This window comes from Haladaptatus ordinarius, assembly GCF_054177595.1.
The window spans coordinates 1-17,652 of record NZ_JBPEHH010000024.1 but is presented as its reverse complement, the minus strand read 5'-3'; the positions used below and the strand labels follow the sequence as shown (position 1 = coordinate 17,652).

The window sequence follows — 17,652 nt, the reverse complement described above, 5'->3', positions numbered from 1 at the left end:
CGACCGCCGTCGCTCCTGACCGCGACCGTCGTAAAAGCTCGTTAGAAAAGATTCGGCTGCTGGTAGACGCTGATGCCCTCGTTCGTGATGTCGTAGGGTTTGATCTCGCGCGAGTGGTTCGCGTCCCGAATCTTCTGAATCTCGATGGCGAGGCGCGTCTCCCGGAAGTCGTCCGCTCCGCGAACGTACTGGAGGACGAACACGGCGTCGGTGAGGTACTCGATGATGCCGTGTCGGGAGGCGTAGGGGTTGTCGTCGCTCACCTCGCTCGTGAGCATCGTCGTCACGCCTGCGTCCTTCAGACTGCGGGTGAAATCGTAGATTTCGTTCCGACGCACCGCACGGTCTTCGTACATCATCTCGAGCAGCGAGACGAAGTCGGAGGACGAGGCGCGTCGCACCGAAATCACGGATGAGTCCGGGGAGTTCGCTCTGGATGCTCGACAGCGAGTTCGCCATCTCGATGGGGTCTACGTCCACCACGGCGAGACGACCGTCCTCGATGTACTCGTCGTACGGCCACCCTTTCTCCGTCGCGCTGTTGACGATTCGCTCGCGGTTTTCCTCTAACGTGATGTACACGGCGCTCTCGCCGCGTGCAAGTGCGTGGTCGAGAAACTGCAAACCGAACGTCGTCTTCCCCGTTCCGGCGTTGCCGATGGCGACCATCAGCGTTCGGGAACCCCGCCCTGAATCATGCTATCTAACCCTTCGATGCCGATGTCGATGCGTGGGATGGCCGACTCGAACTCCTCGTCGTCGAACCCGCCGCTGTCGAACCCGCCGCTATCGAACCCACCGCCGCCGAAGCTACCGCTATCGAACGCGCCGCCCTCGAACGCACCACTGGAACCCGATTCGCCTTCGATTTCTGCTCCCGGTGCGTTCTCGAACGCGGCCTCGAAATCGACCTCGAACAACGAGTCACCGTCGTCCGCAGACGAGTCCGATGTCTCTTGTGAGTCGGTATCGCTCCGTCCGTGGTTCTCGTCTCGCGTTCGGTCGTCTTCCTCACCGTCTCCTTCCCGGTGGAGGGCGAACTCGAACCAGTCGTCCTCGTCGCTCACGCCGCCACCCCCGTCCGTCCCTCCCCGGCGTGGGTCGCGCTCGGCCCACGTGCGCTCGCCGCCGACCGGGAAATTAATCTCATCATCCAGTCACTCGAACTCGGTGCAAATTAATGCTGGTGTCGGCGGCTTTTTGGATACCCGGCGTGAACGCAGTCGTGATGAACGTCGGTATCGTCGCCCAGCGGGGAAACGAGCGGGCCGCGACACTCGCCGGGCAACTGCGGGAGACACTCCGAGACGAGAACGCAACGGTTCACCTCGACGCCGCGACCGCCGAACGACTGGGCATCGACGGCGTGGACGTGAGCCGGATGGCGGAAAACGACCTCGTCGTGAGTATCGGCGGCGACGGAACCTTCCTCTTCGCCGCCAGCGGCGCGAAGGGGACGCCGATACTGGGCGTGAACCTCGGCGAGGTCGGATTTCTCAACGCCGTCGTGCCGGAGGACGCGGTTCGCGAAGTACAGGCAATCGTGGAGACATACCGCGAGTCGGGCGAAATCCCATCCCAGGAGGTTCCCCGACTTCGTGCGACTGGCGAGGGTGAGTGGTCAGTCCACCCTGCGCTGAACGAAATCGTCGTGCAAGGCGCACAGCGCGGGCACGGACAGGGCCTCAACTACGAGGTGTTCGTCGACGGCGTACGGTACAGCGAGGGGCACGCCGACGGGGTATTGGTTTCGACACCGACCGGGAGCACCGCCTACAACCTGAGCGAGGGTGGGCCGCTCGTCCATCCCAGCGTGGAGGGTCTGGTACTGACGGAGATGTGTTCGACCGACCCGATGCCACCGCTGGTGTTCGACCCGGGCTACGAAGTCGAGATTCGCGTCTCGGACGCACCGTTCGCGGTGGTCGGAAGCGACGGAACGCAAGCCCAGATTGACCTTCCTGAAACCGTGACAGTCTCGCTCGCACCGGAACCGGCCCGTATCGCCGGGCCGTCGATGGACTTCTTCGAGGCGCTCTCGAAGTTGGACTGAGTATCGGGTGAGCGAGGCGACTGCTGAGTGCCGGAAGCGGAAGCCTCTAATTCTGTCTCTTACAACAGAGGGATAATGAGAGAACAACTTCCGGACGTGCAGGCGACGGAGCCCGACGTGACGGTCGGGTTGAATCGGGTCGGCGTGACGGGGGTCGAGAAACTGGTCGAGGTCGCCCGACCCGACAAACGCCCCTACGTCCTGACGGCCGAGTTTGACGTACTGGTCGACCTGCCGAGTTGGCGCAAGGGAGCGGACATGAGTCGGAACATGGAAGTCGTCGACGAGGTGTTAGAAGACGCCGTCAGCGAACCGACCTATCGCGTCGAAGACGTCTGTGGCGACGCCGCAGAGCGCCTGCTCGAAAAGCACGACTACACGACGAGAGCCGAGGTCAGCATGGAAGCGGAGTTCATGGTGCGCGATACGACGCCCGAGAGCGAACGCCCGACGCAGGCCATGGTGGACATCCTCGCCAGCGCCACGGCCACCGAAGCGGAGACGAAAGAGGAAATCGGCGCGCGCGTCACGGGTATGACGGTTTGTCCCTGCTCGCAGGGGATGATGAGCGGTCGCGCACGAGAGAAACTCCTTGACCTCGGCGTCGGCGAGCGCGAGGTCAAGGAGTTTCTGCGCGACGTGCCACAGGCGGGTCACTCCCAGCGCGGCCACGCCACCCTCACCGTCGAGAGCGAGGGCGCACCGGAGGTCGACCTCCACGAACTTGTCGAGGTCGCCCGCGATTCGATGAGCGCCCGCATCTACAACCTCGCCAAGCGCCCGGACGAAGACCACATGACCTACCACTCGCACGCCAACGCCAAGTTCGTCGAGGACTGCGTGCGCGACATGGCCCACGGCGTCGTCGAGTCGTTCCCCGACCTGCCGGACGACGCGGTAGTGACGATGAAACAGAGCAACGACGAGTCCATCCACCAGCACAACGCCCACGCAGAGCGCGTGGCCGAGGTCGGGACGCTGCGTGAGGAGGTCGCCGAATCGGAAGGTGAAGAATAGCGGGCGAGTAGTCGGGATTTCGGATCTTTCTCTTGGTGTTGGACTACCGCCCGGAGCGGTGACTGCATCTGCGAGGGCTTCACTCGGTCGCAGTGAGTTCGATGTTGACGGCGTCGAGTTCGGTGCCGATGCGTGAGCAAAGCCACGCCCTCGTTCAGGCGGTCATTCGTGGCTTTGCTCAACAGCAACGAACTCGACCGAACCACACGCAGGCGAGCGTTAGCTCCATCGACACCCCCTCTGTCGAAGATCAGCCACGCAAAACCAGTTAGCGAGAGCTACTTTCCAAATCGCGTGGTCGTAACACGTATTCCACAGCGCACCGAACCAGACGCCCATGATAGGTATCGTCGGTGGAGGAATCGCCGGTTTGGCCGCCGCCTACCGTCTCCAAAACCACGGCTACGATGTACAGGTGTTCGAAGCGAGCGACGACCTCGGCGGGCTCGCCGCGACATACGAGACGAACGGCGACCGCATCGAGAAGTTCTACCACCACCTGTCTGCGTCCGAACAGACCATCATCGACCTCATCGAGGAACTCGGCCTCGGTGACGACCTCCAATGGCCCATCGGGAAGAACGCCTACTACGTCGACGGCGTCGTCCACCCACTCGACAAACCGTGGGAGATTTTGGCGTACCCACACATGAGCGCCTACGACAAGTTCCGCCTCACACTCCTCACGCAGGAGATAGACGTTCGCGGCGGGATTCCGAAGTTCGACACCTACGAACGCCTCGAAGATTTCGAGGACGTACCCATCAAGCAGTTCCTGCTCGACCACACCTCCCGCGGCGTCTACGAGAACTTCTTCGAGCCACTGCTCGACGCCAAGTTCGGGAGCAAAAAAGAAGACGTGAGCGCCGCCTGGCTCCTCGGCCGCATCAAGTTCCGCGGCGAGCGCGACCTCCTGCGCGGTGAACCACTGGGCTACCTCCGCGGCGGGTTCGGTCGCCTCATCGACGCGCTCGTCGAGGAGGTCGGCGAGGAGAACATCACGACCGGCGTGCGCGTGACCGACCTCGACACCGAGGACGGCGCGGTTCGGTCGCTGACTACCGAGACGACCCAGACCGCCGAAGCCACCGCCGCAGACGGCGGCACGACCGAGTCCTACGACGTTGAAAGCGTCATCATCGCGGCGATGCCGAACGTCCTCGAAGACCTCACCGGTTACGAGTGCGACATCGATTTCCAGGGCGCGGTCTGTGCGCTCGTGACGATGGAGGAGTCGCTCACCGACACCTACTGGCTCAACATCGGCCACGACGCACCCTTCGGCGCGCTCATCGAGCACACGAACTACATCCCGCCGGACCGCTACGGCGGCGACCACCTGCTCTACGTCGCCAGCTACATCCAGGATTACGAAGAGGACCTCTGGCAGATGGACGACAACGAGATAGAGGAACTATGGCTCGACCACATCGAGGGGATGTTCCCGCAGTGGACCCGCGACTCGGTGAAACAGTTCCGCCTCGCGCGTAACCCGCGCGCAGCGCCCGTCTACGAGCGTGGCTACCTCGACATGGTCGTCCCCTTCGACCTCGGCGACGACATCGCCGACGGCATCTTCTACGCCGGGATGGCGAGCCGAGCGCAGTACCCGGAACGCAGTCTCAACGGCGGCATCGTCGCGGGCTACGAGTGTGCCGACCGAATCGCCGGGAAGAAGGAAATCGTCAGTCCGAACTAGGCTTCCACGTCCTCGTCGACGCCCGGTGCGTCGCTCACGTTCACGTCGGCGGGTTCGTCCTGCCCGCCGACGCGAATCTCGCCGTCGTCGCCCTGAACGTACACGTCGTCGGCGAACCCTCCCTCGGCGTAGGGGTGTTCGGGGTCGTCCAGTTTCTCGGGGGTCGACGGTGCCTCCGGAACGCCGTCGGCAGGTTCGAACTCGCCGAGGGGGTCGGCGATGGTGATACCGTGGCGCTCGAAGAACGTCTCGTAGCGGTCGTAGTGTTCGCCGAGTTCGTCGCTCGGGAACTCCATCATCTCCGTCCAGCCGTGGTTGAAGAAGTCGAAGTTGGCCTGGATGTGCGTGATTTCGCGTGCCTCCGCCTCGGGTGCACCCGACTGCAGCGCCGTGAGATAGGTGTCCATCGTGGCGTCAAAGAAGGCATCGAGGTGGGCACGGCGTTCGTCGCGATGGTCCGGGTCGGCCTTCTTCAGGAAGATGTCGGTGTGCATGTCCACCAGTTTCCCCTTCACGACGTCGCTGATGACGGGGAGTTCGAGCGCCTTCTTCGAGGCGAAGTGGCGAGCGTTCTGACGGATTTTCATGGTCGAAGGTTGGGACGCGAACTTCTTCAACGTCCCGACTCGTTGCGCTCTCGCGATGTGTCTTGTGACCCGACACCGATTTCCAGATAGCAATCCACTTTAACCCCGACGAAGAAGTTCCAGTATATGAGCGAGTCGTACGTGATTATCGGTGACGGTATCGCGGGCAGTTCCGCAGCGGAGACCATCCGCGAAGCCGAACCCGACGCCGATGTGACCATCATTACCGACGAGGGCGAAGCCCTCTACAACCGCATTCTCATCAAAGAGTTCGCCAAAGGAAAACTCCCCGAAGCACCGATTTCGATTCACGAAGAGGACTGGTACGGAGAGCGCGACATCGACCTCGAACTGAACACGTTCGTCACGAACGTCGACCCGGACGCACACGAGGTCCACACGCACGACAGTGGCACGTTCGAGTACGACAAGTTGCTCGTCGCCACGGGCGGCACGCCGACCCAACTTCCCGTCGACAACAGCGACGCCGACGGCGTCCACCACTTCTGGACGTTCCAAGACGCCCGGAAAATCGCCGAGAACGCCGAGAAATCCGAAACCGGCGTCGTCATCGGTGCGGGTCTGCTCGGCATCGACCTTGCCGCAATCTGTGGGGAACAGGACGTAGACGCCCACTACATCATGCGGGGCAACCGCTGGTGGCGCTACGGTCTGAGCCTCGACGGTGCGGAGATTATCCACGACGCGCTCGAGGAGAAGGGCGTCACCCCCGTCCTCGAAAGCGGTGTGAACGGGTTCGAGACGGACGACGGCGGCACCGTCGTCTCGACCGTCGACGCAGACGGAAACGAGTACGACAGCGAGTTCGTCGGTATCGCCATCGGTCTCAACTTCAACACGGAGTACCTGCAGGGCTCCGGCGTCGAAACCGACAACGGCGTCGTCGTCGACCAGTACATGCAGACCAACGTGGACGACATCTACGCCGCGGGCGACATCACGCGCTTTTACGACGTAATTTTGGACAAGTACACCCAGAACGGGTCGTGGGGCAGTGCGAAACAGCAGGGAGTCATCGCCGCGAAGAACATGGTCGCCGACAGCGAGGAAGAGGAGTTCCGCTGGGTCTCCTCGTACTCCATCACCCACTTCGACTTCCCGTTCCTCTCCTTTGGCTTCCCGACGCTGGGCGACGACGAATGCGAGAAGAAGTACAGCGACACCGAGTGGCGGCGGCTGACCTTCAAGGACGGCAAACTCATCGGTGGCGTCCTCATCGGCGACATCGCCCCACAGGGCAAGTACAAAGACCTCATCCGGAAGGAAGCGGACGTCGCCGACCAGAAGGAAATCCTGCTCGAAAAGGAGTTCGACCCCGAGAAACTGGCGCTCCCGCAGGAGCAGTAACGTCGTCGCGATCTCGAAGCTATTCCTTACGGCGAGAGTCTTTCGAGCCACCCAGTCGTGGTCTCACGGGGCGATACCCTATCCCACACCGAACTCTCGAGATTCGTTCGGAGAGGAATATTTGTAACGATACGAAAGTTTAAGCTGTGTCACGTCATTTGTTATCATAGTTCATTCCAGGACAGGTGGTTTCGTGAACGCGAAGATAACGGTCGAACCAGCGGAGACGATTCCGGACAACGCGCACGTTCGGCACTACGACGAACTCGAACAGGATGCCAAACAGCACCTGCCGACCCTCGTCGAAAGCGGTGAACAGCTCGTCGACGGTGAGACGGCCCTCCAGTTCAGCGACGGTGAGTTTGTGAAGTACACCGGCTACTACCGTATCTTGCTCGCGTAACCGACCTGCTCGTTTTCCGATGAGTTTCGCCGGAAGGTTTAAGATAGACTACGACAATTGGTAACATATATCAATGTCTTCGAACACGACAACTAGTGTTGGGTCTGCAACGCCCGGCGAAACGAGCGGTCTCGTCGTCCGCCGAACCGAAGCGGTGGCCCCCGAGACGCGGGTTCGGCACTTCGACGAACTCTCCGACGACGTCCAGCAGGTGCTGGTGGAGTTCGACGGCGAGAAAGCAATCGTCCCGCCCACGCACGCGATGGCCGACGAGATTACGACGGACACGACGGTAGTGTTCAGCGACTACTACCGCATCGAAGTCGTCTGAGCGAACCGAGAGCAGCGCAACCGAAGCCGTTTTCTCCGGGAGGACGGGAGTTAGGCACATGAACGGAAGCGGCGAGATGACGCTGGCGTTCGAGTTGACGGCACTCAAAGCACTGTCGAGTCCCGGTACGGTGTTCGAGGACGCCCGACGCTGGACACAGTACGTCGGGGTCATCTCCGACCAACCAACCTACGTGGTGACCAACTTCACCCGAAAGAATCGCATTCGACAGGATTTCTTCTCCGGCCCGAAGGGAAAAGCCGAGAGTCTGGATAGCGTGAAAGCCCAGTTCGACACCGACCGCCACGTCTTCGTCGGGATGTCGGAGGACGACGAAAAGCTGGCCGAGGAACACGACTGGGAGTTCCTGCACGTCGAGGACGCCGCTGAGGCGGCCGAGTGGGAGCTCGCCTCTGACGACGACGAAGCCACCGAGACGGTCGAAGAAGACGTGCGCGACGACTGGCCGTAAACACTCGCCGGGCGGTCCGAATCGGCGTCGCGCCGAACCCACCGTCGATAGGGGTCGAACCAGGCGCCGTCCGTTCCAGGAGTGAGCAGTTCCGGACTTCCACACCCCGCGAGTAGTCCACTCACGCGACGGCGAAAAGCACCCCTGGACTTCCGACTCCATGCCCCAAACGCTATAACCTGCGCGGACAATCTATATCACATGTCCGACAAAGAAACCACCGGTTCACTCTTCGGCGTCCCGTACAACTTCGAACGACCCAGCGTCGGGCGAATGCTATCGGCCTACTGGAAGCCCGGCGAAGGAATGTTGGTCGAAAAGCCATTCGGCATCGGCTACACCGTCAACCTCGCCAACTGGCGGTCGTGGGTCGTCCTCGCAGTCGCCGGCGTCCTGCTCTGGCAGGAGCGCAAAGGTCCCGACGCACCCGACGTGGCGGACGAACCCGTGGAAGTCATCGTCGACGACGACTGATTCGACGCCTCTTTTTCCCCGCACCGCCGTGTCTCGCACATGATTCGCTTCGTCACCGGTAACGAGGGGAAAGTCCGCGAGGCGCGCGAGTACCTGGACGACCAGGTTCGCCAGATAGAGTACGACTATACCGAAGTCCAGAGCGACGACCTCGCCGAAATCGCGCTCCACGGTGCGCGCGAGGCGTTCGAGGAGACCGGCGGCGAAGACCCCGTCGTGGTGGACGACGCCGGCCTGTTCATCGACGCGGTGGGCGGCTTTCCGGGTCCCTACTCCGCCTACGTCGAGGACACCCTCGGCGTCGAGCGCGTCTGGCAACTCGCAGAGCAAGAAGAGAATCGCCGCGCACACTTCCGCTGTGTCGTCGCCTACTACGACGGCGAGCAGAGCGAGACGTTCACGGGAGCGGTTCCCGGCACGCTCGTCGCCCCGCGCGGCGAGGGCGGATTCGGCTACGACCCCATCTTCGAACACGAAGGGAAGACGCTGGCCGAGATGAGTACGGAAGAAAAGAATGCCATCTCCCACCGCGGGCGGGCACTGGCGAAGTTCGCGGACTGGCTGGCAGAGCGGTAATCGCACACACGAACTACCGGGACAGGCGTCCCGTCTCCGGTCGCCTCCGTCGCGGTCCAACATCTTTATAGTCGTTTGAAAGATAGCCCACGGCATGCCGTCCGTCACTGATGCAGACGAAACCCCTCCAACCCGGCACAGGCCCGTCCGCAACCGTACCGTTATCTGTTCGGTCGGTCTCGGTCTCGCGTGGTTCGTGACGACGAAATTCGTCGCCCTCACGGTCTCCGGTTCGTCCATCCACGGGTGGGTTCACCCGCTTTTCACCCTGCTGTTCGTCGTCGGGACGAGTGTCGCCCTCTACTCGTTTTTCTCCGCGCTCGGCCACGTCATCGACGACTAACTTCTCGCGTCCCGGTCCGGCCCCGGATACTCGCCACCGACGACCGCCTCGTACAGACTCGCCGCGTCGAACAGTCCGACGAACCCGTCCGGACGCTTGACGCTCACCGAGATTCGTTTCTGTAGCGACGCACCTGTCTTCGCACTCCGCAGACCGTCGTCGTACGAGAGGATGTGCGCCGCGTTTCCGGCGTTCGCGCTGGCGAGTGCGGGGTGGTCACCGGGGGTCTGTTCGACCTCGACCCGAAGGTCGTCGATGTTCTCGCGCCAGTCGCGGGCCAGCTCGTCGTTCGCCAGTTCGCGGACGACCCACTCGGCGTCGGAGAGCAGTTCGTCGCTGGCGATGAGTTCGACCCACGAGTGCTCGCGGACGACGTCCATCGCCTCTCGTGCGTCGCCGCCGACCAGCAGATCCGCCGCCAGTACGTCTGCGTCCGCGACGATTCGGGCGGGATTCGGATTACTCATCGCGTCGCTCCACAAGCGTGTCGCGGACGGTCTCGATGTCGGTTCCGAACGCCTTCGCACGGTCGAACAGGTCGCGCCACGTCATGATTTGGTCTGCGTGCCGGAGGAAGAAAAAGGACTCTCCTTACCAGTATGTAATTGTATTTTGATACTTTGTGGCGTACCACAGCGTTCTAATTACACTCCGTGACCTAATTTATATTATATATAGAAAATAAATTATCACGAGACAGCATAAACGACACAGACCCTCCTCGCGGTCGCGCAGGTGTTGTTAGTCCGTAAAACACCTCTCGCTCGACGTCACCGGCGAGCAGAACGAGAAGAACGCGAAAGCTGATCTGTCGTTCGAGGCCGTGGCCGACAACCAGCAAACCAGCCTCACGTACTACGAATCCGTGAACACGAACGGCCACGTGACGGTGACGGCCGACGCCATCAGTACGAACGGCGAGACCGTGATTGCGTCGTCGATGCCGATAAGCTCGACGAGCGAACTCCGGTACGACCTCCGAAAGACGTCGACCAGCTACGTCTTGAAGGGGGCAAAGAGCGGCCCCGTCAACTACTACACGACGGACAACTGGAACACCAGCGAAGCTGCGAAGTCGTACCTCAAATCGCAGTATGGTAGTATTGCCGAACTGTACGGCGGCTCGGCGACAGTTACGGTCGACCACCACAGTTACGTGGAGAAAGACGGGCAGCCTCGGATCGACGTCGAGTACACCGTCGAGTACTCCGGTCTGGAAGACGCTGTCGCGGAGTCGCTTGCGACAAGCCTCGAACGCTCGCAGGACGTCTCCCTCTCCGAATCGGAAATCGACGCCATCACCGAAGACGCGACGGCGCTCGAAATCGACCACGTAACCTTCGAGATGACACAAGAGTTGGGCGAGACGCGAGTCGACTGGGACGCCAAAGTCAACAACTACGACGAGGCGATGTCCAGCGCGCTCACGGTCGCACAGAACAGCGAACAGGTGAACGTCGACCAGAAAACCATCGACCGGATAAAGACTGGGTTCGAAGCCCAGCGGGCCGCCGACATGAAACAGACCGTCGAGTGGTCCGCCGAGATGACCCAGGAAGTGGGAGGCAACGTCGAAATGACCGCCAACGTCAGCTATCGAACGGAAAACTGGGAGGCGTACGCTAGCGAGATGGAACGACGCGGTGTCGACCTGGGAAGTTCGTCTTTCGAGTTCCACGCCCAGTCCGAAGGTGAAGACGTGACGGCGGAAGCGTCCGTCGAGCTAGAACAGAAGCAGATGCTCTCGCAGATGACCGACGCGATGGTCTCGTCGCTCGACTCCCAGTCGGACGCCGAGGCGCTGGCGATTCTACGCGCGTTCGAACAGAGCGAGTTCCAGACCGCCCGCATGGACGTGAACGTGGGCGAGGGAACGGTCACCGTCGAGGGTGGGGCGAAATTCGACAACCTCTCCTCGCTCAGCACCGCAATGGGTGACTCCTACGGTGGCATGAATGTCGCCAGCGTCGTCGGGCGGACGAACGGTAGTGAGACGACGACCTACGTCCGCGGCGAAGGACTGGTCGGCGAAGACGCCACGGAAGAAGACGTTCGCGCACTGGCCGTCGCCGACGCGGAGACGACCATCTACCTCGCCGGCGAGTGGGACCGGGAGTTCCCGTCGATGGATACGGCGAACGTCTCGTCTTACCTCGGCGTCGAACAGCAGAACGCAGATGCCGACAGCAAGACCGGCGGACAGCCCGGTTTCGGCATCGCAGCAGCAATCGTCGCCCTCACGGGTGTCGCACTGCTCGCTCGCCGCGACTGAATCCGACTGGAACACCGTTTTTCGCCGACAGCGTTCCCGACCCGTCCGATTCGAGTCGACGACAGTCTGCTCTGATAGAACGAATTTTAGTACAATAAGTTATAGAATAGTAGTATGTCTGAACGGTCGCCCACGTCCCGTCGAACGATTCTCTCTGCAAGTGCCGTCTCACTGACCGCGCTTGCCGGTTGCACCGCCTTTGGTTCCAGAAACGAGAAGCGACGCGCGACACTGGACCGCATCGTCGTTCGCTCCGATACGGGAGACGACGAATCGCCGTTTCTCACGCTCGTGTACGCTCCCCGAGACGATTCCACCGAGCGGCCTATCTGGGGCGTCCACGAGGCACCCGCGTCCGGACGGGAACGAGCGATAACGGACTTCGAGGGTTCGCCCGGTTTCTACAGTCTGACCGCGTTCGCGGAGAACCACGACAATCTCGAAATCGCGTCGTTCAATTCGTACGGTGACGCCGTCGGTGACACTCCGCTCCAGTTCGAGGTCGTCGTCGAACAGACCGGTGACGTGTGGACGAACGTCGACGAAGCAGGGGAGAACATCACCCACCCCGGATGAAGCGTTCGAAACGCGCGTTTCAGGCCGTCTCGTTGCCGAGCACGTCGATCGTCATCGTCTTCTCGTATTTCAGCGAGTCGAGCGCGACTTTCTGGGAGTAGCCTCGATACTCGACCACGACGTAGTAAGAGACCGCGAGGGTGCTCTTCTCACCGCGCCGGAGGTGGGTCTTCCACCACGCGCCGAGTTTCGAGTTGTCGAGGGGGACCGTGTCACGAATCGTCCTCTCGCTGTGTGGTGCGATTTCGATGGATTTCGGCTTCGACTCGTCAGAGAGGACCACGTCGTTCATGCCGATGGCGTATCGTAGGTCCACCACGCCCGGCACGCCGACCGAGTTCGGGTTGTTCAACACGATTTCCGTCTGAATCTCCGTCTCGTCTGCGGTCACGACACCCCAGTCGGTCTGGACGCGCTCGACGGTCGGTTGCTCGACCGTCACCTTCCCCGACGTGAACGCGACGCCGAGCACGCCGGTGCTCACGACGAACAGCGACAACACCGCGACGACGACTTTGCCGAACGGGCTACGAACGGCCATCGTCTCCCCTCGATGACGTATATTTTAACTTGTATTTAATTGAGAGATAATTCGTCCGGAACTCCAAGTATCTTTACCTGTAATTATCCACTACGAGTGTCGAGAACGTGCGTGTTATCGTGTGGAAATCCGATACCAATCCGCTCTCCTTCGCTCGGCGGTTCGGTCGCGTACGCATCACATCGCTCCCCGTCGACCGACAGGACGACCCGGAAGCGACCGTCTTCCGGAAGGACGCGCCTGACGTGGGCGTAGCAGTCCGGGGCGGTGGGGTCGAGGTCGACGTGGCCCGGTCGAATCGTCACCGTCCCCTCGGGGCGCGCCAGACAGTTGTTTCCGGTAAACCGCGCGACGAACGGTGACGCCGGACGCTCGAACACAGTCTCGGGAGTGCCGACCTGCTCTATCTTTCCGTCGTGCATCACGGCGATCTCGTCCGCGATGGCGCGCGCAGTCGTCCGATTGTGAGTGACGTACACCGCCGTCTCGTCGGCCAGCAAATCGGCCAGTTCCTCGCGGAGCGACTGGCGAGTCGGAACGTCCAGCGCCGAGAGGGGTTCGTCCAGCAGGAAGGCGTCCGGACGGATGAGAAGTGCCCGCGCCAGCGCGACGCGCTGTTTTTCGCCGCCGGAGAGCGTCTTCGGATAGCGTCCCGCGAGGTCGGACACGCCGAGCGCGGCGAGCAGTTCGTCGGGGTCGCGCGTCTCGGAGTAGTAGGGTTCGCCGAACGCGACGTTCTCGCGGACGGTCAGATGTGGAAAGAGAGCGTACTCCTGAAAGACGAACCCCAGACCCCGCTCTTCCGGCGGACAGTCGGTCAGGTCTCGGCCGTCCAGCGACACGGCTCCCTCGTGGTCGTGGAAACCCGCGATCGCTTCCAGCAGGAGCGACTTCCCGCTGCCGCTCGGACCGAGGACGACGAGGGTCTCGCCCGACCGGACGTCGAGGTCGGCTTCGACGGTGAACGTCGACCCTTCGGCCGAGAACGCCGCCGTCACGTCGAGCGAGAGACTCACGACCAGCCACCTCGGTCGTAGGCCAGCGACCGGACGAACAGGAAGATACCGACACACAGCGCCAGCAGGAGCGTCGCCACCGCGCCGCTCGCCTCCAGTCCCGACGAGAGGAATTCGTTGTAGATGAACACCGGGGCGTGTTGCACCCCGGAGACGTGTTCCATCGCCGGCGGGTAGAACACCGAGACGCTGTAGGCGACGATGGCGACTGCGCCGAACTCCGAGACGGCCCGCGCCCACGCCAGCACGCCACCCGTCAGCACGCTCCGGGCGGCCAGCGGCGCGGTCACGCGCTGGAACGTCTCCCACTCGTTCGCCCCGAGCGTCCGGGCGGCCCGCTCGACGCCCGAATCGACGCCTTCGAAGCCTTCGCGGGCCGCGTTGACCGCGAACGGGGCGCTCACGAACGTCATCGCCAGCACGAGGCCGAACATCGTTCCGGTCACCTGCGTCCGGGGAAAGACGCCGCCTTCGCCGAACGCGAACAACACGGCGAGTCCGGCCACGCTGTGGGGGACGACCAGCGGCAGGTCGACGAGGCTCTCGACGAGCGCCTGTCCGGGGAACCCCCGAGCGAGCACGAGTGCGAGCGGGACGCCCAGCGCGACCGATGCCCCTGCCGCGAGCAGCGGTGCGTACACCGAGAGGAAGAGCGCCTGCTGTACCGCCGGGTCCGTCGCTGCCGACGCGAGCGACCTCGGGTTCTGACGCGCCACGAGCATCAAGAGCGGGAGCGCCAGCGCCACGAGCAAGACCGTCCCGAGCGTCGCGGCGAGGACGCCGAACGTGCCTCGGTCTGCGGAAAACGCGAGCATCGCGGCACTCAGGACGGCGAAAACGGCGTAGGTGCTCGGTCGCCCGACGGCGAACGCGAGTGCGAACGCCACCAGTTGCACCGTGACGACGGCCAGTATCGACGGTCCCCTGCCGAAAGCGAGCGTCGTCCGGTGGGTCGTCTCGGTGCTCACGACCCTCAATAGGAACGTCACGGCCGAAGTGTCTTTCTCTGCGTCGCTTACGGTTCTGCGGCGGCCAGTAGTTCGGTCACCTCTTCGCGGACGGCGTCGCTGGCTGGCTGGTGTGGCCGACGCGGTTCGCCCGCGGGCGCACCGCGCTCTCGCATCGCAACTTTCGCCGCGGGGACGCCGTACTGGGAGGTGATGGCGCGGTTCAACTCGACGAGGTGGGCGTTCACCTGTCGTGCCTGTGCGTCGTGACCGCCTCGGTGGAGTCGGTAGATTTCGCTGGCGCGTTCCGGCGCGACGTTCGCCAGCGCGAGGATACCGCCGTCAGCGCCCGCGTCGAGTGCGGGGGCGTAGATGCTCCCGCTTCCAACGAGCAAGTCGAACTCGGCGTCCTCGGTGCGGGCGCGTTCGCGCTGGAAACGCGTCAGATCGCCGCTGGAGTCTTTCATCCCGGCGACGTTCTCGTGATCGGCGAGGTCGCCGACGAGTTCGGGCGACAGAGCCACGTCAGTGTAGGCCGGAACGCTGTAGAGGTAGACCGGAATCGGACTCTCGTCGGCGACCGTGCGATAGTAGTCGGCCATCGCCGCCTCGTCGTGGCCGAAGTAGAAGGGCGTTACGACGAGCGCGGCGTCGGCGCCCGCCGACGCCGCGCGGTCGGTTTGGCGCATCGTCTCGCGAAGTCCGGGATGGCCGGTTCCGGCGAGTACCGGAACCTCTGCCTCCTGCGTAACGATTTCGGTCACTCGGGCGCGTTCTTCGACGCTCATCAGTTCCGCCTCGCTGTTCGACCCGCAGGGGACGATGAAATCCACGCCGCGAGATTCGACCCAATGGACGAGTTCGCGGAGGTCGTCTTCTCGGAGGTCGCCCTCGCGGTCGAACGGCGTCAACAGTGGCACACCGGTTCCGTGCATACCTGCCTCCTCTCGTTCCGGTAGCATGAATCCGGTGGTGGTCACACGGCTGTCTGACGCGGTTTTAAGTCCTCACCGTTCTCAGTCGAAAATGGGCGCGCACACACCTCTCTCCCATCCTCCCACTCCGCGCGCCCGGCACACCACCCACATCCTCCCTCCCCGCTCTCCCCTCACCTCCGCCGGTTTATTTAGCGCTCGCTCGTTGGTAGTCGACGGTTCTCGCAGACGATAGCCACGTGAACGCCGTAGTGGGCGACGGTCGTGGCTCTGTCCTCCGTCGAGTCGTGGTGAACGAACTGTGGGCACCGTTTTCCAGGCAGTGCCTGTCACCAGGAAACGGGAACCTGATACGTACAAACACTGCCTGACACATTACAAAGAGAACATAACAAAGAGGTGTGCGCTCTTTCGTAGAGGTGCGCCCGACGGCTCGGGCGCGAAGCGTGTCGCAGTCTCGCGGTGGGTGTCCGGCGGGGCCGGGGGCTCTGGCGACGGGTTGGCTTCCCGTTACAGTGTCACCAATCTCCCCACGAAAGTTCTCGTCCCGGACGACCCTAGAACCCCGCGCTGCCCAATCGTTTTTCCTTTACGTCGACCCCTGGAGTTGTTCACGGACCGCCGGGAGCGTATCCTGTGCGGCGATGAGCGCGACGCGGTCGCCAGCCTCGATTTCAGTCCCCGGGAGTGGTATCGTCAGTCGTTCTCGCGAGCGTCCGTGGGCGTAGATGCGCGCGTCTGTCGGGAGTTCGACGGACGTGACGTGCATCCCGATGACCGGCGAGTCGTCCGTAATCGTCATCGTCGTCAGCTGTAACTGTTCCGTTAGATCAGCGATGACGTCGAAGTCACCGCCGAGGAGGGCGGTCTTCGCCCCCGCCGCCCCGAGGCGCTCGGGGTAGATGACCTCGTCTACGTCGTCGGCGAACTTGTGGTAGATGTCCGCACGGTAGTCCTCGTCGATTCGCATGACGGTTCGACAGCCGTGGTGTTTGCCGACCATACAGGCCGCGAAGTTGACGTTCAGGTCACCGGTCAATCCCCCGACCGCGTCGGCCGTCTCGAGGTCCGCGTCCGTCAGTACGTTCTCGTCCGAGCCATCGCCTTCGATGACCTCGAATCCTTCTTTGCGGGCCCGCTTTGCCTTTTCAGCGTCGTTTTCCACGAGTATCACCTCGTGGCCTTCCTCGCCTAACACCCGTGCGGTTCGCAGTCCGACGCGACCAGACCCAACGATAACAAATCGCATGGTCGTCTAATGGTGCAGGTGGGACAAAAGCGTTAGTGGGGGTTGTCGAACGCTCGACATCAGATGGGCACAAAACGGCGAGGTGGACTCACTTCGTCACGAAACGTATCGGAATTCCCGCCACCACGCTAACCACCAGCCAACCGGCGTACATGACGGTGTTAAACGACAGTCCGAACCCCCCTGTACCGTATCGGAACAATGCGACTACGAACGGAAGCACGGCGACCAGCACGACGAGACGTCGATGGCGGGGGTTCGTGCTCACCGAGGCCGGGAGTGTGAGTGTAGTAACGATCCAAGCAAAACGGGTATCCGATGAACGCTCATCTGTAGAAGTCAGTACTTAGGATCTGCTCGAACCAGTCGTCGGTGTTGAGGATCCAGCCCAAGAAGTTTAGATAGCCCTGTAAGTGGTGTTTTGAGACGCCTCGGAACCTTCGCAACCAGTTGCGAAGGAAACTATGGCGGTTCTCACAGCTGTTTGTGTGAGCGTCACCCACAACGTAGTGTTCGTCGTGATTGATGGCTAAATGGCCATCAATCTCGTCGTACTCGTCGATTCCATCGTAGATGCTGTACTGATCAGTACAGAGGATCACAGTCTCATCACCGTACTCGGCAATGTCTTCGTCAACGTCTTCGAGATCATCGCGGACGAGAAACCGAACTCGTCCGTCGGAGCGACGGACGAGTGTCACGACGGGTGGTTTGTCCGACTCGAAAGTTCCGCGTCCTTTTTTGAGAGTCCGCGCGAGCGCGGACTCCCGTCCTCATCTTCGAGTCCCTTCTC

The 17,652-nt window shown here is 62.3% G+C and carries 20 protein-coding genes and 2 pseudogenes; 13 read left to right on the top strand and 9 right to left on the bottom strand.

The annotated features are described in order from the left end of the window. Positions 1 to 41 precede the first annotated feature (41 nt). Positions 42 to 1,067, bottom strand: a pseudogene (locus ACR3FF_RS10710) (KaiC domain-containing protein). Here ACR3FF_RS10710 and ACR3FF_RS10705 point away from each other — a divergent pair. The 4 genes from ACR3FF_RS10705 (at position 1,029) to ACR3FF_RS10690 (ending at position 4,769) form a co-directional block, all read left to right on the top strand. Beyond that, a complete protein-coding gene (locus ACR3FF_RS10705) occupies positions 1,029 to 1,181 on the top strand; it encodes a hypothetical protein (RefSeq protein WP_458188000.1) in 153 nt (50 codons plus the stop codon). The pseudogene ACR3FF_RS10710 and the gene ACR3FF_RS10705 overlap by 39 nt on opposite strands. A 47-nt stretch (positions 1,182 to 1,228) precedes the next feature. After that, a complete protein-coding gene (locus ACR3FF_RS10700; RefSeq protein ID WP_458187999.1) occupies positions 1,229 to 2,053 on the top strand; it encodes an NAD(+)/NADH kinase in 825 nt (274 codons plus the stop codon). Positions 2,054 to 2,128: 75 nt separating this feature from the next. Continuing rightward, positions 2,129 to 3,070, top strand: a complete 942-nt coding sequence (gene mptA / locus ACR3FF_RS10695; RefSeq protein ID WP_458187998.1) for a GTP cyclohydrolase MptA — start codon at positions 2,129 to 2,131, stop codon at positions 3,068 to 3,070. Between the two features lie 337 nt (positions 3,071 to 3,407). Then, entirely contained in the window at positions 3,408 to 4,769 is a 1,362-nt protein-coding gene (locus tag ACR3FF_RS10690) for an NAD(P)/FAD-dependent oxidoreductase (RefSeq protein ID WP_458187997.1), read from the top strand. On the opposite strand, the gene ACR3FF_RS10685 is transcribed toward ACR3FF_RS10690, so the two are convergent. Next, entirely contained in the window at positions 4,766 to 5,356 is a 591-nt protein-coding gene (locus ACR3FF_RS10685; RefSeq protein ID WP_458187996.1) for a DUF6149 family protein, read from the bottom strand. The two genes, ACR3FF_RS10690 and ACR3FF_RS10685, sit on opposite strands and share 4 nt — an antisense overlap. 126 nt (positions 5,357 to 5,482) lie before the next feature. Here ACR3FF_RS10685 and ACR3FF_RS10680 point away from each other — a divergent pair, with 126 nt between their 5' ends. The 7 genes from ACR3FF_RS10680 (at position 5,483) to ACR3FF_RS10650 (ending at position 9,323) form a co-directional block, all read left to right on the top strand. Further along, positions 5,483 to 6,724 carry an NAD(P)/FAD-dependent oxidoreductase gene (locus tag ACR3FF_RS10680; protein ID WP_458187995.1) on the top strand — a complete coding sequence of 414 codons (1,242 nt, stop codon included), beginning with the start codon at positions 5,483 to 5,485 and terminating at the stop codon, positions 6,722 to 6,724. A 193-nt stretch (positions 6,725 to 6,917) separates the two neighbouring features. Then, entirely contained in the window at positions 6,918 to 7,127 is a 210-nt protein-coding gene (locus ACR3FF_RS10675) for a DUF7979 domain-containing protein (RefSeq protein ID WP_458187994.1), read from the top strand. 73 nt (positions 7,128 to 7,200) lie between these two features. Continuing rightward, complete coding sequence (locus tag ACR3FF_RS10670; protein WP_458187993.1) at positions 7,201 to 7,458, top strand: DUF7979 domain-containing protein; 258 nt, start codon at positions 7,201 to 7,203, stop codon at positions 7,456 to 7,458. A gap of 58 nt (positions 7,459 to 7,516) precedes the next feature. Next, positions 7,517 to 7,930, top strand: coding sequence for a DUF7124 domain-containing protein (locus ACR3FF_RS10665; RefSeq protein WP_458187992.1), 414 nt, complete (start codon positions 7,517 to 7,519; stop codon positions 7,928 to 7,930). 201 nt (positions 7,931 to 8,131) lie between these two features. Next, positions 8,132 to 8,404: a DUF5808 domain-containing protein gene (locus tag ACR3FF_RS10660; RefSeq protein ID WP_458187991.1), complete on the top strand. Its 273-nt coding sequence runs from the start codon at positions 8,132 to 8,134 to the stop codon at positions 8,402 to 8,404. A gap of 39 nt (positions 8,405 to 8,443) precedes the next feature. Next, positions 8,444 to 8,980 carry an XTP/dITP diphosphatase gene (locus ACR3FF_RS10655; protein WP_458187990.1) on the top strand — a complete coding sequence of 179 codons (537 nt, stop codon included), beginning with the start codon at positions 8,444 to 8,446 and terminating at the stop codon, positions 8,978 to 8,980. 94 nt (positions 8,981 to 9,074) lie between these two features. Next, positions 9,075 to 9,323 (top strand): hypothetical protein, encoded by a 249-nt coding sequence (locus ACR3FF_RS10650; RefSeq protein WP_458187989.1) that lies wholly within the window; start codon positions 9,075 to 9,077, stop codon positions 9,321 to 9,323. Here the strand turns inward: ACR3FF_RS10650 and ACR3FF_RS10645 are convergent. After that, the gene (locus ACR3FF_RS10645) at positions 9,320 to 9,790 is read right to left on the bottom strand and encodes a DUF7384 family protein (RefSeq protein ID WP_458187988.1); all 471 of its coding nucleotides are present in this window, start codon (positions 9,788 to 9,790) and stop codon (positions 9,320 to 9,322) included. The two genes, ACR3FF_RS10650 and ACR3FF_RS10645, sit on opposite strands and share 4 nt — an antisense overlap. A 356-nt stretch (positions 9,791 to 10,146) precedes the next feature. Here ACR3FF_RS10645 and ACR3FF_RS10640 point away from each other — a divergent pair, with 356 nt between their 5' ends. Both ACR3FF_RS10640 and ACR3FF_RS10635 read left to right on the top strand, forming a co-directional pair. Beyond that, the gene (locus ACR3FF_RS10640; protein ID WP_458187987.1) at positions 10,147 to 11,595 is read left to right on the top strand and encodes a PGF-CTERM sorting domain-containing protein; all 1,449 of its coding nucleotides are present in this window, start codon (positions 10,147 to 10,149) and stop codon (positions 11,593 to 11,595) included. Between the two features lie 114 nt (positions 11,596 to 11,709). Further along, the gene (locus ACR3FF_RS10635; RefSeq protein ID WP_458187986.1) at positions 11,710 to 12,171 is read left to right on the top strand and encodes a hypothetical protein; all 462 of its coding nucleotides are present in this window, start codon (positions 11,710 to 11,712) and stop codon (positions 12,169 to 12,171) included. Positions 12,172 to 12,190: 19 nt separating this feature from the next. Here ACR3FF_RS10635 and ACR3FF_RS10630 read toward each other — a convergent pair whose 3' ends face one another. The 6 genes and pseudogenes from ACR3FF_RS10630 to ACR3FF_RS10605 all read right to left on the bottom strand — a co-directional run. Next, positions 12,191 to 12,712 (bottom strand): LEA/WHy family protein, encoded by a 522-nt coding sequence (locus ACR3FF_RS10630; protein WP_458187985.1) that lies wholly within the window; start codon positions 12,710 to 12,712, stop codon positions 12,191 to 12,193. 83 nt (positions 12,713 to 12,795) lie between these two features. Beyond that, entirely contained in the window at positions 12,796 to 13,728 is a 933-nt protein-coding gene (locus ACR3FF_RS10625) for an ABC transporter ATP-binding protein (RefSeq protein ID WP_458187984.1), read from the bottom strand. Further along, on the bottom strand, positions 13,725 to 14,696 hold the full coding sequence (locus ACR3FF_RS10620; protein WP_458187983.1) for an ABC transporter permease: 972 nt from the start codon (positions 14,694 to 14,696) through the stop codon (positions 13,725 to 13,727). Before ACR3FF_RS10620 ends, ACR3FF_RS10625 begins: the two co-directional genes overlap by 4 nt. Before the next feature lie 47 nt (positions 14,697 to 14,743). Further along, positions 14,744 to 15,610 (bottom strand): dihydrodipicolinate synthase family protein, encoded by an 867-nt coding sequence (locus ACR3FF_RS10615; RefSeq protein ID WP_458188050.1) that lies wholly within the window; start codon positions 15,608 to 15,610, stop codon positions 14,744 to 14,746. A gap of 589 nt (positions 15,611 to 16,199) precedes the next feature. Then, positions 16,200 to 16,859, bottom strand: a complete 660-nt coding sequence (locus ACR3FF_RS10610; RefSeq protein ID WP_458187982.1) for a potassium channel family protein — start codon at positions 16,857 to 16,859, stop codon at positions 16,200 to 16,202. Between the two features lie 326 nt (positions 16,860 to 17,185). Continuing rightward, positions 17,186 to 17,652: pseudogene (locus ACR3FF_RS10605) on the bottom strand (IS1595 family transposase); the annotation flags it as partial.

Excerpts from the sequence above, each read along its gene's own strand:
- ACR3FF_RS10685 (WP_458187996.1), bottom strand. The coding sequence starts at position 5,356 with ATGAAAATCCGTCAGAACGCTCGCCACTTCGCCTCGAAGAAGGCGCTC.
- ACR3FF_RS10615 (WP_458188050.1), bottom strand. The coding sequence starts at position 15,610 with ATGCACGGAACCGGTGTGCCACTGTTGACGCCGTTCGACCGCGAGGGC.
- ACR3FF_RS10635 (WP_458187986.1), top strand. The coding sequence starts at position 11,710 with ATGTCTGAACGGTCGCCCACGTCCCGTCGAACGATTCTCTCTGCAAGT.
- ACR3FF_RS10650 (WP_458187989.1), top strand. The coding sequence starts at position 9,075 with ATGCCGTCCGTCACTGATGCAGACGAAACCCCTCCAACCCGGCACAGG.
- mptA (WP_458187998.1), top strand. The coding sequence starts at position 2,129 with ATGAGAGAACAACTTCCGGACGTGCAGGCGACGGAGCCCGACGTGACG.
- ACR3FF_RS10680 (WP_458187995.1), top strand. The coding sequence starts at position 5,483 with ATGAGCGAGTCGTACGTGATTATCGGTGACGGTATCGCGGGCAGTTCC.
- ACR3FF_RS10655 (WP_458187990.1), top strand. The coding sequence starts at position 8,444 with ATGATTCGCTTCGTCACCGGTAACGAGGGGAAAGTCCGCGAGGCGCGC.
- ACR3FF_RS10700 (WP_458187999.1), top strand. The coding sequence starts at position 1,229 with ATGAACGTCGGTATCGTCGCCCAGCGGGGAAACGAGCGGGCCGCGACA.
- ACR3FF_RS10660 (WP_458187991.1), top strand. The coding sequence starts at position 8,132 with ATGTCCGACAAAGAAACCACCGGTTCACTCTTCGGCGTCCCGTACAAC.
- ACR3FF_RS10690 (WP_458187997.1), top strand. The coding sequence starts at position 3,408 with ATGATAGGTATCGTCGGTGGAGGAATCGCCGGTTTGGCCGCCGCCTAC.
- ACR3FF_RS10670 (WP_458187993.1), top strand. The coding sequence starts at position 7,201 with ATGTCTTCGAACACGACAACTAGTGTTGGGTCTGCAACGCCCGGCGAA.
- ACR3FF_RS10630 (WP_458187985.1), bottom strand. The coding sequence starts at position 12,712 with ATGGCCGTTCGTAGCCCGTTCGGCAAAGTCGTCGTCGCGGTGTTGTCG.
- ACR3FF_RS10665 (WP_458187992.1), top strand. The coding sequence starts at position 7,517 with ATGAACGGAAGCGGCGAGATGACGCTGGCGTTCGAGTTGACGGCACTC.
- ACR3FF_RS10610 (WP_458187982.1), bottom strand. The coding sequence starts at position 16,859 with ATGCGATTTGTTATCGTTGGGTCTGGTCGCGTCGGACTGCGAACCGCA.
- ACR3FF_RS10645 (WP_458187988.1), bottom strand. The coding sequence starts at position 9,790 with ATGAGTAATCCGAATCCCGCCCGAATCGTCGCGGACGCAGACGTACTG.